10 protein-coding genes are annotated in these 15,712 nt (G+C 55.0%); 7 read left to right on the forward strand and 3 right to left on the reverse strand.

Annotated features, from left to right (window positions below):
• Positions 1-12: 12 nt before the first annotated feature.
• Together DY252_RS06490 and DY252_RS06495 are read right to left on the reverse strand one after the other, a co-directional pair.
• Positions 13-1,836, reverse strand: coding sequence for an ATP-binding cassette domain-containing protein (locus DY252_RS06490; protein WP_064789415.1), 1,824 nt, complete (start codon positions 1,834-1,836; stop codon positions 13-15).
• A 123-nt stretch (positions 1,837-1,959) separates the two neighbouring features.
• Complete coding sequence (locus tag DY252_RS06495) at positions 1,960-2,697, reverse strand: TerB family tellurite resistance protein (RefSeq protein WP_064789414.1); 738 nt, start codon at positions 2,695-2,697, stop codon at positions 1,960-1,962.
• Positions 2,698-2,967: 270 nt separating this feature from the next.
• Here DY252_RS06495 and DY252_RS06500 point away from each other — a divergent pair, with 270 nt between their 5' ends.
• The 3 genes from DY252_RS06500 to DY252_RS06510 all read left to right on the forward strand — a co-directional run bounded on the left by DY252_RS06500 (position 2,968) and on the right by DY252_RS06510 (position 7,886).
• Entirely contained in the window at positions 2,968-4,965 is a 1,998-nt protein-coding gene (locus DY252_RS06500; RefSeq protein WP_082923520.1) for a methyl-accepting chemotaxis protein, read from the forward strand.
• A gap of 328 nt (positions 4,966-5,293) precedes the next feature.
• A complete protein-coding gene (locus DY252_RS06505) occupies positions 5,294-7,237 on the forward strand; it encodes a methyl-accepting chemotaxis protein (protein WP_245960874.1) in 1,944 nt (647 codons plus the stop codon).
• Between the two features lie 139 nt (positions 7,238-7,376).
• Complete coding sequence (locus DY252_RS06510) at positions 7,377-7,886, forward strand: winged helix DNA-binding protein (RefSeq protein WP_008889614.1); 510 nt, start codon at positions 7,377-7,379, stop codon at positions 7,884-7,886.
• A 65-nt stretch (positions 7,887-7,951) separates the two neighbouring features.
• Here DY252_RS06510 and DY252_RS06515 read toward each other — a convergent pair whose 3' ends face one another.
• Positions 7,952-8,704, reverse strand: coding sequence for an SDR family oxidoreductase (locus tag DY252_RS06515; RefSeq protein WP_064789473.1), 753 nt, complete (start codon positions 8,702-8,704; stop codon positions 7,952-7,954).
• Positions 8,705-8,973: 269 nt separating this feature from the next.
• Here DY252_RS06515 and DY252_RS06520 point away from each other — a divergent pair, with 269 nt between their 5' ends.
• The 4 genes from DY252_RS06520 (at position 8,974) to DY252_RS06535 (ending at position 15,624) form a co-directional block, all read left to right on the forward strand.
• Positions 8,974-9,948, forward strand: coding sequence for a TRAP transporter substrate-binding protein (locus tag DY252_RS06520; protein ID WP_008889616.1), 975 nt, complete (start codon positions 8,974-8,976; stop codon positions 9,946-9,948).
• Positions 9,949-10,089: 141 nt separating this feature from the next.
• Positions 10,090-10,602 (forward strand): TRAP transporter small permease, encoded by a 513-nt coding sequence (locus tag DY252_RS06525; RefSeq protein WP_008889617.1) that lies wholly within the window; start codon positions 10,090-10,092, stop codon positions 10,600-10,602.
• 9 nt (positions 10,603-10,611) lie between these two features.
• Entirely contained in the window at positions 10,612-11,913 is a 1,302-nt protein-coding gene (locus tag DY252_RS06530) for a TRAP transporter large permease (RefSeq protein WP_064789411.1), read from the forward strand.
• A 69-nt stretch (positions 11,914-11,982) separates the two neighbouring features.
• Positions 11,983-15,624, forward strand: a complete 3,642-nt coding sequence (locus tag DY252_RS06535; protein ID WP_064789410.1) for a hydantoinase B/oxoprolinase family protein — start codon at positions 11,983-11,985, stop codon at positions 15,622-15,624.
• Positions 15,625-15,712: the final 88 nt, after the last annotated feature.

Raw genomic sequence — 15,712 nt, forward strand, 5'->3', positions numbered from 1 at the left:
GTGCCAGCTTGGTCAGCTCTGCCCAAGTTCCTCGCGCAGCATTTCAAGTTCCAGCCAGCGTTCCTCGGATGCTTCAAGTTCTGAGCGCGCAGCATCAAGGCGATCCACCTTTTTCTGGAAACCGTTCGGGTCCTTGGTGAACAGGTTGCTATCAGAAAGCGCGTCCTCAAGGGTGGCGATTTCCGCTTCCAGTTTGGCCATCGCAGTAGGCAGATTGTCGTATTCGCGCTGATCCTTATAGCTGAGCTTGCCTGTCGGTTTTGATTTCGGTGCAGATGCCTGTGCGGCCTTTTTGACCTGTTTGGCGGCCGCCTTTTCTTCCTTGGCGGCCTCGGCGCGCGAAAGTCTGCGTTGTGCGATGTAATCGGAATAACCACCGGCATATTCGATGGCAGTCCCATCGCCTTCCATGACGATCGATGATGTCACAACGCGATCAAGGAAGTCACGATCGTGGCTGACAAGAAGAAGCGTGCCTTCATAGTCACTCAGCATTTCCTGAAGCAGATCGAGCGTATCCATATCCAGATCGTTGGTCGGCTCATCCATGATCAGAAGGTTGGTCGGTTTGGCAAGCTGCTTTGCCAGCAACAACCGGTTGCGTTCACCGCCCGAAAGCGCGCCAACCGGGCTTCTGGCCTGTTTTTCATCAAACAGGAAGTCACGCAGATAGCTGACCACATGGCGGGGATTGCCACGCACCATCACCTGATCACCGCCAACATCACACAGCGTATCCCAAAGGGTCTTGCTGTCATCAAGGGCGGCGCGTTTCTGATCGAAATAGCTTGGATTAAGGTTGGTGCCGATCTTGATCGTGCCACTGTCAGGTTCGATCTGACCGGTCAGCATTTTCAAAAGCGTGGTTTTACCGGCCCCGTTCGGGCCGATAATGCCAACCTTGTCGCCACGCAAAATACGGGTCGAGAAATCAGCGATAATCTGACGGTCGCCAAATGCTTTGGCGATATCGGTCGCTTCGATCACGACTTTGCCGGATGTCTCACCGGCATCGGCCGCAAGTGATACATTACCGATGCGGTCAACCTGCTGTGAACGCTGGGCGCGCATGTCATAAAGACGGCGCAGACGGCCCTGGTTGCGTTTGCGGCGGGCTGAAATGCCCTGCACCGACCAGACGGTTTCCTGCGCAATCAGTTTATCAAGCTTGGCGCGCTCCTCGGCTTCCTTGCGATAGATTTCCTCGGACCATTCCTCGAACTGGGAAAAGTTGATCGCACCCTGATGCATCACACCGCGATCAAGCCACAGCACACCATTAGATACGGCATTCAGGAATGCACGGTCGTGCGAGATGACGACAACCGCACCACGGAAATTCTTGATTTCGCCTTCAAGCCATTCAATCGTCGGCAAATCAAGGTGGTTGGTCGGCTCATCAAGCAACAGAACCTGCGGATCGGCAATCAGCGCACGTGCAATAGCAGCCCGGCGGCCTTCTCCACCTGAAAGCTGTTTCGGGTCCGACTTCGGATCAATATCAACCGATGCCAGCAACATGTCGGATCGATAAGCATAATCCTGTTCATGGTCATCAAGGGCCGAAAGCACGAAATCCTCGACCGTGTCATAGCCGTCGAATTTGGGTTCCTGGTTAAGGTAGGCCACCTTGCAGCCTGGCTGAACAAAGCGTTCCCCGCCATCGGGTTCGATTTCACCGGCGATGATTTTCAAAAGAGTCGATTTGCCACCACCATTGCGCCCGACAAGGCACAGGCGGTCGCGGTCACCAATGGCAAATGACACATCGGAAAACAGATCATTCCCGCCAAAGGTCAGGTGAATGTCGTTAATATTGATCAGCGGTGGCGCCATGGAAAAACCGACAAGTTTGAAAATAAAACAGGGTCACAGTGACCGGCCCCCTGCAAACAGCAATTCGGGCACCGTTGCAAGGGAAATCAACTTTGACAGAGATAATCGCGAAGATCGAACGCGCTAGCGGATGCCGCGCTCTTTGCGGATTTGATCCCAGGCCGCATTGATCCGCGCCATCTTTTCGTTGGCCTGTTCAATGAATTCTGGCGGCATGCCCTTGGCCATCAGGGTGTCTGGATGATTTTCGCGCGACAGTTTCCGATGGGCCGATTTCAGGTCATCGTCACTGGCCTCACGCGTCAGGCCAAGTTGCTCATAGGGATCCGGGCCGTCTGAGGCGGTGAAGGCATGATGAACCCGTTCAAAGTCGATCTCGGCAAAGCCAAAGATATGGGCGACCTTTTTAAGGTAGTCCTGTTCGGCCGGATGCAGTTCGCCGTCGGCCATGGCGATTTGATAAAGCGCCTCAAGCACGCCTTCAAGGATGGCGCGTTCACCACGAAACATGGTGGCAATCTGATGGGCATAGACCTCGAACCCGTCAGACGATGACCGAGCCATGTCAAAGATGCGACCGACATTCTTTTCTTCGCCCGACGGGATATGGAACACGCGTTTGAAGGCGTTGACTTCATCGCGGCTGACATGGCCGTCAACCTTGGCCATTTTGGCGGCCAGCACGACCACACCGGTTGCAAAGGCGATCTGGCGGGGATCATGCCCGCCAATTTGCGGCCCGCGTGCATTGCTTTTGATCTTGTCAACGACATGACCGGCCGCCGTGCCGAGAATTGCACCCAATGGTCCGCCCAGGGCAAAGCCTGCAGTTCCGCCAATAATTTTGCCCCAGATGCTCATGGGTGATCTTCATCCTGTTTTTTGTAATCCGGCGCGGTCGATTGGCTGAATGGATAGGTGATTAATCGGCACCAATACCCGCGCAAAGCACAAACATAGTGCGCAGACGACGAAAAGAAATGACCAAATTTGCGGGAATTTTCGCCAAAGGTAGAGGGAATTAGTAATTAGTCTATACTTTAGTCTTTATATATCTACTGATGGTAGAATGTTTTATGGTTCTGAAAAACAAAATATAAAACCAAGAACCGGAAAATGAGGGGTGGAAGCATGTCTTTCTTGTCGCGAATGAAGCTGGTTTACCAGATCTCGCTGCTGAGTATCGTTGCTCTGGTGATTTTCGCCATTGTCGGGATCACGCAATTCGTTGCCGATCAACAGCGCCAATCCGCGCAATTGATCGCCAAAGCTGCGAGCGAAGACTCCCGAACCGTAAGTACCGTATCGCGCGCATTCCTCGATGCACGTCGCCACGAAAAAGATTTTGTTATTCGACGAAGCGAGGAATATGTCACTGCCCACGCCGAAGCCGCCGCACAAATCCGGGCCGGTCCGGAAGAGCTTTCCGGGCGCGAAGAACTTGGCGGTCTTCTTGAGCAGGTCGAGCAGGTCCAGACAGCCGTCGATAATTATGTGTCGGAATTCGCCACTGTCGTTGAACTGCAGCGCAAGGTTGGTCTGGACGAGAGTTCGGGCTTGCTTGGCGAAATGCGCAGTGCTGCATCCGAAGTCGAAACTGCTTTGGCAGAAGTAGCCAAGCTTGAAGCGATGCTGGGACTGAGTGGCACCAAGGACCTGTCGATTGCCGTTTTGCAGATGCGTCGAGATGAAAAGGATTTTCTTGCCCGTCTGGATCCGGCCTATGTCGAAAGTGTCGAAGCAACTTCCAAGCAATTCTCGGCTGCGCTTGAGCGCGCCGGCAGCATTCAGGATGAAAAGAAACAGCAGCTTGGCAAGCTGATGGATTCATATCTGGCAGATTTCAAAACCCTTGCAGACGCCGTTCTTGAACGTGAAGAGTCTCTGGAACGCCTCAGCGCGTATTACGCCGCGGTCGAGCCGGTTCTGGAAACATTGGGCAATGAAGTCCGAACCGTTGCCGAAAACATGCAACAACGTGCCGAACAAATCGCTCATAGCGGGGTTCAGGTTACCTTTGCGATCTTTATCGCCGGTGCGATCATCATGATCCTGATGTCGATGGTTCTTGCACGCGCCATCGTGCGGGCCATCACCGGGTTGACCGACAAGATGGCCCGGCTGGCCAAGAACGACTTTGACGTCAAACTGGATGAAGCCGACCGCAAGGATGAAATCGGCGAAATGGGCCGGTCAGTGGTTGTCTTCCGCGAGAACGGTCTGGAACGGCAAAAGCTTGAAGCCCAGCAACGCGAACTTGACGAAAAGCAACGCCAGCGCATTGAGGCGCAGGAACAGCACATTCGCGAATTTGACGATGATGTCGTCGCAATGATGAGCGAAGTGGGGACTGCCGTTCAACAGCTGCATTCCGTCTCCGAAGTTCTGCGCAACAGTGCAGCCACAGCAAATGAACAGTCGACAACTGTTTCTGCGGGCAGTGAAGAAGCGTCGTCAAACGTGCAACTTGTTGCAACGGCGGCGACGGAGCTTTCGGCCTCTATTCACGAGATCGCCGGCCAGATCAGCGATACTTCGAAGATGGCCGCGACGGCAAGTGATCGTGCCCAGACAACCAACGATGATATTCAGGGCCTGAATGCGGCCGCTGTCCGGATTGGCGAGGTCATCAATCTGATCAGCGATATCGCCGAGCAAACCAACCTTCTGGCCCTGAACGCTACGATCGAAGCCGCCCGTGCCGGTGATGCTGGCAAGGGCTTTGCCGTGGTCGCAAGCGAGGTGAAAAACCTTGCCAATCAGACCGCCAAGGCGACCGAGGATATTTCAAGCCAGATCAATGATATCCAGCAGGCGACACAGTCGGCTGTCGATGCGATTGATAGCATCGTTCAGATGATCAAGGATATCAGCGAACGGGCATCTGCGGTGGCCGCAGCCGTCGAACAACAGACCGTTGCGACCAGCGAGATTTCCCAGAATGTCGAACAGGCTGCATCGGCAACCACCGAAATCTCGAACGCCATGCAAGGGGTCTCGTCGGCGGTGGCAGAAACCACCGAGGCTGCCGATGATGTGCGTGGTTCGGCCGATAACCTGGGTCGTCAAAGTGATGGTCTGAGTGAACGTATCGATAACTTCCTTGCAAGGATGCGCTCGATTTCATAGGCCGCCTGCAACAAGCATCATTTCACGTCTGCAAATGGAACAAGAGGAAAGAGCAATCTTTCCTCTTGTTTTGTTGTGCCTCACACCAAATGTGATTCAGTTGAGTAAGAAACAGGCACCGGGCAAGCATCAATTATGTCTTGCCACGGCTTAGAGGCCGAAATTGTTCCCCGACATATGGGGCAAGGTTCCCCCGGTTTGAACTGGCGGGCGCGATAGGTGTCTTCATTTCGTTGTTGAATAGAAACCTGCGCTGATGCCAGCGGGCGAGAAGCTATGGCAAAGGCGGGGCAACTGCTTGGGGGCCAAGATGAATTTTCTTTCCCGAATGAGACTTCTCTATCAAATATCGCTGATCGGCGGGGTGGCACTTTTGATCTTTATTGTCGTTGGTGCCGTGCAATTCATTGCCGAGCAACAAAGACGGGCCGCCGAAGAGGTCGCCGAGAGTGCGCTGGAAAACAAACTGGTTGCTGATGCGGTTTCGCGTGAATTCCTGAATGCACGTCGGCGGGAAAAGGACTTCCTCCTGCGCATGGATGAAAAATATGTTTCCGAGCATGCCAGTGTCGTTGAAAACGTCAATGCAGGCCTTGAGCAGCTTGAACAGGCACCGGAACTGAACGCGTTTGATGCGCAGCTCCAGGAAATCGTGGCAGCCTTTGCCAACTATGACGCGAAGTTCGCGGTGGTTGTCGGTTTGCAGCGAGAAATTGGCTTGAGCGAGGAAGAAGGGCTTCTTGGACGGTTACGTTCCTCGGTGCACAATGTCGAAGAGGCGCTCAAGAAATATAATGCCGACAATCTTACCGTTATCATGTTGATGATGCGCCGCCACGAGAAGGACTTTCTCGCACGCCTTGATCCAAAGTATGTCGGTCGGATCGATGACCGCCTTGCCGAGTTTGGACCGGCATTGGCCGTCTCAAACATTCCAGCCGACGAGCGGGACAAAATCACCGATTTGATGAAGTCATATGTCGCTGACTTCAAGGCTCTGTCTGAAAAGATCCTGCAGCGCGAGGCAGAGCTCGGCTTTTTGTCCGACTATTATGCCGAGGCTGAGCCGATCCTGAATGAGCTCAGTCAATCGATTGGCGATATCGCACAGACCCAAAAGCAAAGAGCTGACAGCATTGCAGAAACCAGTCTGACGGTTTCGGTCATCATGTATTCAATCGGTGTTCTTGCGTTGATGGGGCTTTCGTTCTTGTTGGCGCGCGCGATCGTCAGCGCGATCAGCAGTTTGACCAACAAAATGACCCGATTGGCTGAAAACGACTTTGATGTGGATATCAACGAAGTGAAGCGGGCGGACGAAATCGGCGAGATGGGCCGTGCGGTTCTGGTATTCCGTGAAAACGGTATCGAACGCATCAAGCTTGAAGCGGCGCAAAAGGCCGAGGACGAAAAACGCCGCAAACGCATGGAGACACAGGAGCGCTATATTCAGGAATTCGATCAGGCGGTGGTTGCGGTCATGGCCGATGTCGGAATAGCGGTGGAGCAACTCCATCAGGTGTCGAACGTATTGCGCAATAGTGCTGAAACGGCGACCAACCAGTCGATGGCGGTGTCTTCCGGTGCGGAAGAGGCCTCTTCGAATGTGCAGTTGGTTGCCACGGCCGCAACCGAACTTTCGGCTTCTATCAACGAGATTTCCGGTCAGGTCACTGAAACGTCAACCATGGCACAGTCCGCAACCGAGCGGGCGCGCAATACCAATGACAATATTCAGGGGCTTAATGATTCTGCGATCAAGATTGGCGAAGTCATCAGCCTGATCAGTGACATTGCCGAACAAACCAACCTGCTGGCGCTTAATGCAACGATTGAGGCCGCCCGGGCGGGGGACGCTGGCAAAGGCTTCGCCGTTGTCGCAAGCGAGGTGAAAAACCTTGCCAATCAGACCGGCAAGGCAACCGAGGAAATCACATCCCAGATCAATGATATCCAGCAGGCCACCAGCCTTGCTGTCGATGCAATCGACGAGATTGTCAAAATGATCTCCGACATCAGCGAACGCGCAGCTGCCGTGGCGGCGGCGGTCGAACAACAAACTGTCGCCACCAGCGAGATTTCGCAGAACGTCGAACAGGCCGCCGCCGGGACAGAGGAAATCTCGGCTGCCATGCAAGGGGTATCTGCAGCTGTCAATGAAACCAACGAAGCGGCTGGCAACGTCAACGTTTCGGCCAATAATCTTGGTCAACAAAGCGGTGACTTGCGGTCGCAGATTGATGGTTTTCTCGAGCGGATGCGCACACTTTAACGGTGAATTGCCGATAAGTATAAGGCGGCAAGGGCTTTACCTTGCCGCCTTTATCGCGATAAAATGCCGACAAACTTCCAATGAACCTGGTCGGAACCTATCTTGGTGACCGGGAATACTGCATTACAGGGAACGTCGGATGGCTGATAAAACACGTATCGTCTCATCGTCACATCTTGTCTCGGAACGCGCAGCCGAACTGTCGGAACTTGAATTTGCGTTGATCCTGTCAGGCAACGCATTTAACCGCTGGATGGTGCGGTGCATGCGTGCGGCGGGTATGCCCGATGTGTCGGTTCTCGATATTCTGGTGCTGCACAACGTTAATTCCCGTGAACGGGAAAAAAGCCTGTCTGAAGTGTGCTTTGTCCTGAATGTCGAGGACAGCCATCTTGTGAACTATTCCCTTAAAAAGCTCCGCAAGCTCGGACTGGTCGAGGGCGTCAAACGTGGCAAGGAAGTGCATTACGCGACCACCAAGGAAGGTCGCGAAATGTGCGAGAAATACCGTCAGGTCCGCGAGGATTGCCTGATTGAGACTTTCCAGCGACTTGGCGTCAATAGCGAGGAAGTCGGGGATGTCGCCAAGACCCTTCGCGCAATTTCCGGCGTCTATGATCAGGCATCACGTGCAGCAAGTGCGATGTAAGTCGCGATGCTGATATACCGGCGCCAAGGCTTGTCCCTCGCATCCCCGATGTATGGGAATAACACCTAGGGCTGAATAGGTATCAGGGTGCGATTGTAGGTCGGGGACATCACGATTTCGTTGAAGCAGACCCGCATGGGTGCCCCGACCACATAAGTCACGATTTCTGCAAGATCGCTTGGCTTTAAAACACGATCAAGCTCTTCCTGTTGTATCGGTACCGGTCGTTGCTGAAGGATCGGGGTGGCAACCTCGCCCGGCGAAATGCAGCAACAGCGGATGTTGTTGTGCAGTTCTTCCTGATTGATGCTGTGCGAAAGATCGACGACACCGCGCTTGGATGCAATATAGGCCGGGCCAGCGACCGGGAATTCATGTTTTGCGGCCCAGGATGCAATATTGATGATCAGTCCGTCTTGTTGATCGCGCATCAAGGGCAAGGTCGCGCAAACGGTGTTTGCTACACCGTTCAGATTGACAGCGACGATACGCTGCCAGTCTTTGATATCAAGATCGCGCCAATGCCGTTTCGGGGTGTTCACGCCAGCGCAGTTGATCAGCACATCAATTTTGCCCAGCGCGCTTTTGATTTTCGCGACTGTTTCAAAAACCTTGTCGCTGTCACTGATGTCGAGCGGGTAAATTTCAACTTTTCCCCCGCTTGCCGCAATGTCATCTGCAACTTGCCGAAGTGTCTCTTCGCGCCGCGCCGAAAGGGCAACGTGCGCCCCGCCAGCCGCCAGAGATTTGGCAATTGCTTCACCGATGCCGCTGCCGGCACCGGTAATCCAGACGGACTTCCCCGAAAGATCAGACATTGGATTTTCCCCACTTGTTATTTGTTTGATCGATAGTTGAATGCCCCCGGCAGGCAACAATAACAACAAAAATATCAGATGAATGATCGGTTTTTGCGGGTTCACGCAGGTGGGGGTGACGGTGTTGTTTCCCGGATTGTGCATATCTGCTATGAATTAAAGTTGACAATTTGTCGGCAAAATGTGATCAATGTGTCGGGAGGCTACTTTGGAGTCTCGATATGCGATAACGTGTATCGGCTTGCATCACACACAGGGAGACTTGAAAAATGTTGAAAAAAGCACTTTCGACTGTCGCAGTCGCAGCGATTACCATGTCAGCCGGCTTTGCATCCGCTGAAGAAACCTGGGACATGGCAACGCCATATCCTGACGCGACTTTCCACACCCAGAACATCATTGAATTTGCCAAGGATGTGAATGAAGCATCCGGCGGTGAGCTGAGCATCACCGTTCATTCCGGTGGTTCGCTGTTCAAGCATGCTGACATCAAACGTTCGGTTCAGCGCGGCCTGGTGCCGATCGGCGAAACCCTGATTTCGCTGCTGGCCAACGAAAACCCGATCTACACCGTTGACGCGATCCCGTTCCTTGCGACGTCTTATGAAGACGCCAAGAAGCTTTGGGAAGTATCGCGCGAAGGCATCGAAGCAGCCCTCGCAAAAGACGGTCTTAAAGTTCTTTATGCTGTTCCGTGGCCGGCACAGGGCCTTTACACCGCAAACGAAGTCAACAGCGTTGCTGACCTCGATGGTGTCAAGTTCCGCGCCTATAACGCCACCACGTCCGAACTGGCATCGCTGACCGGCATGGTCGCGACCCAGGTTGAAGTTCCGGAAATCCCGACCGCCTTTGCAACCGGCATTGTCGAAGCGATGATCACCTCGCCGTCGACCGGTGCCAACTCCAAGGCATGGGACTTTGTTTCGAACTTCTATGACGTTCAGGCATGGCTTCCGAAGAACATGGTTATCGTAAGCGAAAGCGCATTCGATGGCCTGTCTGCTGACGTTCAGGCTGCTGTTCTTGAAGCTGCTGCCAAAGCCGAAACCCGCGGCTGGGAAATGAGCATGGCAGAAGCCGAAGAGAAAAAGAAAATCCTCTCTGAAAACGGCATGAACGTTGCTGCACCTAGTGCAGAACTCAAAGACGGTCTGGCAGCAGCTGGTGACAAAATGGTCGCTGGTTGGCTGGAAAAAACCGGCGATGAAGGCCAGGCCATCATCGACGCGTTCAAGAACTAAGCACCAGTTCTTGCCAATTGTCGGGGCCGGACGGCTGTCGTCCTCCGTTCGGTCCCGGACAATCCGCACATTTTAATGTTACTGTCCGTTAGGTACGATACGTCGCTTTGGGGATGATCGTTGGCGGAAAGGGGGACTGCTGTGCGCAGACTGCTAGATTATTTATTCAAATTCAGTGCCGTTTTGGCGGCCGCGTTCCTGGTAATCATTGCGCTGCTGATCCTCGCCCAGTCCTTGGGGCGTCTTGTCGGGATCGCCGTTCACGACGCCAACGAACTGGCCGGGTTCTCGCTTGCTGCCGGTACGTTCCTTGCCCTTGGTCCGGCCCTTCGCGCCGGGACCCATATCCGGGTCATGATCGTCCTTTCGCACCTTAAAGGTCGTGTCCGTCGGACAATGGAAGCGATCACGCTGTTGGCTGCGATTTATCTTGCCGGTTACTTTGCCTGGTGGATGGCGGTTTTGGCCGAGGAAAGCTTTTCGTATGGCGATACTTCGCCCGGCGTTCTGGCCTTCCCGCTATGGATCCCGCAAACCGCCATGGCCTTTGGACTGGTTGTCTTTACCATCGCTCTGCTCGAAGCATTTGTTGATCTTCTGGCTGGCCGCGAACCCGCTTTTGTCGGCGGCGAAGCGAACGATCTGAACGAGTAGGGGGCGGTCATGGACGTACTTCAAATCGGTCTTATCCTGATGGGCCTGCTGTTCCTGTTTCTGGGCGCTGGTCTGTGGGTTGCACTTGCACTTTTTGCCATTGGCGTCTTTGCCATTGATGTTTTCACCAGTGCGCAAACCGGTCCGATCATCGCGACCACAGCATGGTCAAGCCTTGCGACCTGGTCACTGGCACCGCTGCCACTGTTTATCTGGATGGGTGAAATCCTGTTTCGGTCCCGCCTGTCCGAAGACATGTTCACCGGGCTTGCCCCGTGGCTGAACAAACTTCCGGGTCGGCTGTTGCATGTCAATATTCTGGGCTGCGGTATCTTTGCCGCGGTGTCAGGGTCGTCGGCGGCAACGGCGGCCACCATCGGACGCATGTCGATCCCCGAATTGCGTAAGCAGGGCTATGCCGACAGCCTGATCCTGGGAACCCTTGCCGGGTCCGGTACGCTGGGTCTTCTGATCCCGCCGTCGATCATCCTGATTGTCTATGGTGTTTCGGCCGAACTTTCGATTGCCCGTCTTTTCATTGCCGGCGTGATCCCCGGTGTCATGCTGATCATCATGTTCATGAGCTTCGTTGGCATCTGGGCCACGATCAACAAGGACAAGATGCCCGAAGCGGCCCCCAGCATTCCGTTTGCTGAAAAAATCCGCGCATCTGGTCGTCTTATTCCGGTCATCGTTCTGATTGCGGCTGTCATCGGCTCGATCTATGGCGGGGTGGCAACCCCGACGGAGGCCGCGGCATTCGGTGTGGTCGGTGCGTTGATCCTCTCAGGGCTCAGTGGGTCGCTTACCAAGGAAAGCCTGCTTGATGGCATCATGGGGGCAACCCGCACGTCCTGCATGATCTGCTTTATCCTTGCGGGTGCGGCGGTGCTGACGGTTGCCATGGGCTTTACCGGTGTGCCGCGTGAACTGGCCGCATGGATCGCCCAGATGGAGCTGTCGCCCTATGCGCTGCTTGGTGCGCTGACGATCTTCTTTATCGTTCTGGGATGTTTCCTTGACGGTATTTCGGTGGTGGTTCTGACAACCTCTGTGATCCTGCCAATGGTGCAGGCCGCTGGCATCGACCTTTTGTGGTTCGGCATCTATGTCGTGCTGGTGGTCGAAATGTCACAGATCACGCCACCGGTCGGCTTTAACCTTTTCGTACTGCAAGGCCTGACAGGCAAGAACCTGTTCAAGATTGCAGTTGCTGCCTTGCCATTCTTCTTCCTGCTGTTGTTTGCCGCCCTTCTGATCACCGTATTTCCGGGGATCGTTACCTGGCTGCCAACGCAAATGAGTGGCTAACAGTTCATGATTTGAACTGACCAAAATACTCGAATTTTCTGACTACAGATGCCTGAAGGAGTGAGCATCATGGCCCCGCTCGACCAAAATTCGCCCGCCTCGCAGACCACCGGACAGCCGAAATGGCAGTTCTGGATCGATCGCGGCGGCACATTTACCGATATCGTTGCCCGCAAACCCAATGGCGCGCTTGTCACTCACAAACTGCTGTCGGAAAACCCCGAACGGTATAAGGACGCCGCCATTCAGGGCATCCGCGAACTGCTTGAGGTCGCCGACGGCGAGAAAATCCCGGCCGAGAAAATCGAAGCCGTCAAAATGGGCACTACGGTTGCAACCAACGCCCTGCTTGAACGCAAAGGCGACCGCACGGTTCTGGTCACCACCAAGGGCTTCCGCGATGCGCTGCGTCTGGCCTATCAGAACCGCCCGCGCCTGTTCGATCGCAACATCATTCTGCCCGAAACCCTTTATGAGACCGTGATCGAAACCGCAGGCCGTTTTGACGCGCAGGGTCATGAACTCGAAGGGATGGACCTCGATAGCCTGCGGGCCGACTTGCAAAAGGTCTATGACAGCGGCATTCGTGCCTGTGCTATCGTGTTCATGCATGGTTATCGCTATACCGCCCATGAACTGGCTGCCGAAAAGGTTGCCCGTGACATCGGCTTTACCCAGGTTTCCGTCAGCCATCAGGTCAGCCCGCTGATGAAGCTGGTATCGCGTGGCGATACAACCGTAGTCGATGCCTATCTGTCGCCGATCCTGCGTCGTTATGTTGATCAGGTCGCCTCCGAACTGGGCGGCGTGAAATTGATGTTCATGCAGTCCAATGGCGGGTTGACCGATGCCGTCAAGTTCCAGGGCAAGGATGCGATCCTGTCCGGTCCGGCTGGCGGTGTGGTTGGCATGGTCCGTACGGCTGAAATGGATGGCTTCAAACAGGTCATCGGTTTCGATATGGGCGGGACCTCGACCGACGTTTCGCACTATGACGGCGAATACGAACGTGATTTCGAAACCCAGGTCGCCGGTGTGCGCATGCGTGCGCCGATGATGAAAATCCACACGGTTGCCGCCGGTGGCGGCTCGATCCTGCATTTCGATGGTGCGCGTTTCCGTGTTGGTCCGGACAGTGCCGGTGCAAACCCGGGGCCTGCGGCCTATCGCCGCGGTGGTCCGCTGGCGGTGACTGATATCAACGTCATGCTGGGCAAGGTCCAGCCGGACTTCTTCCCGAATGTCTTTGGCCCCGAAGGGGACGAGCCGCTGAATGCCGACGCGGTTCGCAAGGGCTTTGAGGACATGGCTGCTGACATCGAAAAGAACACCGGCCAGATCCGCACCCCCGAAGAAGTCGCCGAGGGCTTCCTGCGCATTGCGGTTGAAAACATGGCAAACGCCATCAAGCAGATCTCGGTTCAGCGCGGCTATGACGTCAGCGACTATATCCTGCAGTGCTTCGGCGGTGCCGGTGGTCAGCACGCCTGTCAGGTTGCCGATACCCTTGGCATGACCAAGGTCTTTGTCCATCCGTTCGCCGGTGTTCTGTCGGCATACGGTATGGGCCTTGCCGATATCCGTGCGATGCGTGAACAGGCGGTCGAAGGCAAACTTGCCGCCGAAGGTCTTGCAGATCTGGATAAGCAGCTTGATGCTCTGGCCGTTGATGCGTTGGCGGAACTGAAAGAACAGGGCATTTCGGATGACAAGATCAGCCTGCTGAAACGCCTGCATCTGCGCTATGACGGTACGGACACCCCGCTGATTGTTGATTTCGGCGATGTTGATGCCATCACGGCCCAGTTCGAAGAACAGCACAAACAGCGTTATGGCTTTGTCATGACCGGAAAGCCGCTGGTGGTTGAGGCCGTCGCAGTTGAGGCGATTGGCGAAACCCAAAGCCTTCCGGCATCGTCGGCTGAGCTTGATGGTGCGGAAGTCATGCTCAAGCCGCTTGCGACCCGTCCGGTCGTCTTTGATGGCAAAACCGAACAGACCCCGTTCTACAAACGCGAAAACCTGAAACCCGGTGCGACCGTGCGCGGCCCGGCCGTGATTGTCGAGCCGGTCGGCACTACCGTGATTGATCCGGGTTGGGAAGCCAAGGTCAATGGCCTTGATCATCTGATCCTGAACCGTGTCGTGCCGATGAAACGTTCCGAGGCGATTGGCACCCAGGCCGATCCGGTGATGCTTGAAGTGTTCAACAACCTGTTCATGAACATTGCCGAACAGATGGGTGTGACGCTTGCCAATACCTCATACTCGGTCAACATCAAGGAACGTCTGGACTTCTCGTGTGCGGTGTTTGATCAGGAAGGTCTTCTGATCGCCAATGCCCCGCATATGCCTGTCCACCTTGGCTCGATGGGTGAGTCGGTTCAGGCCGTGATCAAAAACAACGACGGCAAAATGAAGCCGGGCGATGTTTATATGCTCAATGACCCGTATAACGGCGGTACGCACCTGCCTGACATTACGCTGATCACCCCGGTGTTTGGCGATGATGGCAAGGAAGTGCTGTTCTATGTCGCATCGCGTGGTCACCATGCCGATGTTGGCGGTATCACGCCGGGCTCCATGGCGCCGAATTCGCGCGTCCTTGAAGAAGAAGGCGTTCTGATCAACAACTTCAAACTGGTTGATCAGGGCACGTTTGATGAAAAAGGCCTGACCGACCTTCTTGAAGGTGCGAAATATCCGGCACGTAACCCCTATCAGAACATCGCCGATCTGCGCGCCCAGATCGCGGCCAATGAAAAGGGTGTGCAGGAACTGCGCAAGATGGTCGATCACTTTGGTCTTGATGTCGTGCACGCCTATATGCAGCACGTCCAGGACAACGCCGAAGAAAGCGTGCGTCGTGTGATCGACGTCCTGAAAGACGGCGAATACGCCTACGAAATGGACAATGGCGCGGTTGTCCGCGTCAAGGTCACCATCGACAAGGCAACCCGTTCGGCGACGGTTGATTTCACCGGCACGTCCGATCAGCTTGATAACAACTTCAACGCCCCGTCTGCTGTGACCCGTGCGGCTGTGCTTTATGTCTTCAGAACGCTTGTTGATGATGACATTCCGCTCAATGCCGGGTGCCTGAAGCCGGTCAATCTGATCGTGCCCGAAGGATCGATGCTCAACCCGCGTTATCCGGCCGCCGTTGTTGCCGGTAACGTCGAAACCAGCATGCATGTTACCGATACGCTGTATGCCGCCCTTGGCGTACTGTCGGGTGGTCAGGGCACGATGAACAACTTCACCTGGGGCAACGATACGCACCAGTATTACGAAACCATCTGTGGCGGTACCGGTGCCGGTCCCGACTTTGATGGTACGGCGGCTGTTCATTCGCACATGACCAACTCGCGCCTGACCGACCCCGAAGTTCTCGAATGGCGCTTCCCGGTCCTGCTCGAAAGCTTTGAAATCCGCAAAGGATCAGGTGGTAATGGCAAACACAAAGGTGGCGATGGTGCGATCCGTCGTGTGCGCTTCCTCGAAGACATGACCGCATCCATCCTGTCCAACCACCGTCGCGTGCCGGTTCAGGCCTGCGCGGGCGGGGAGCCCGGTCAGCTTGGTCGGAACGCCGTCGAACGCATCGATGGTACCGTGATCGAGCTTAAGGGCACCGACGGTGCAGAAATGCATCGGGGTGATGTCTTTGTCATCGAAACCCCGGGTGGCGGGGGCTACGGCAAGGCCTGATCGGCCCCTGCATTACCAGATGTCGCGGACCGGGAACGTGTTCCCCCCTTAAACACCTGTTTGTTTCCGGTCCCCAAAGCCGCCTTGC

The sequence above is a fragment of the Thalassospira indica genome (assembly GCF_003403095.1).
Lineage (GTDB): Bacteria > Pseudomonadota > Alphaproteobacteria > Rhodospirillales > Thalassospiraceae > Thalassospira > Thalassospira indica.

What these genes read in the sequence shown, in the direction of transcription:
- DY252_RS06490 (WP_064789415.1), bottom strand. Translation starts at nt 1,836, where the DNA reads ATGGCGCCACCGCTGATCAATATTAACGACATTCACCTGACCTTTGGC.
- DY252_RS06495 (WP_064789414.1), bottom strand. Translation starts at nt 2,697, where the DNA reads ATGAGCATCTGGGGCAAAATTATTGGCGGAACTGCAGGCTTTGCCCTG.
- DY252_RS06500 (WP_082923520.1), top strand. Translation starts at nt 2,968, where the DNA reads ATGTCTTTCTTGTCGCGAATGAAGCTGGTTTACCAGATCTCGCTGCTG.
- DY252_RS06505 (WP_245960874.1), top strand. Translation starts at nt 5,294, where the DNA reads ATGAGACTTCTCTATCAAATATCGCTGATCGGCGGGGTGGCACTTTTG.
- DY252_RS06510 (WP_008889614.1), top strand. Translation starts at nt 7,377, where the DNA reads ATGGCTGATAAAACACGTATCGTCTCATCGTCACATCTTGTCTCGGAA.
- DY252_RS06515 (WP_064789473.1), bottom strand. Translation starts at nt 8,704, where the DNA reads ATGTCTGATCTTTCGGGGAAGTCCGTCTGGATTACCGGTGCCGGCAGC.
- DY252_RS06520 (WP_008889616.1), top strand. Translation starts at nt 8,974, where the DNA reads ATGTTGAAAAAAGCACTTTCGACTGTCGCAGTCGCAGCGATTACCATG.
- DY252_RS06530 (WP_064789411.1), top strand. Translation starts at nt 10,612, where the DNA reads ATGGACGTACTTCAAATCGGTCTTATCCTGATGGGCCTGCTGTTCCTG.
- DY252_RS06535 (WP_064789410.1), top strand. Translation starts at nt 11,983, where the DNA reads ATGGCCCCGCTCGACCAAAATTCGCCCGCCTCGCAGACCACCGGACAG.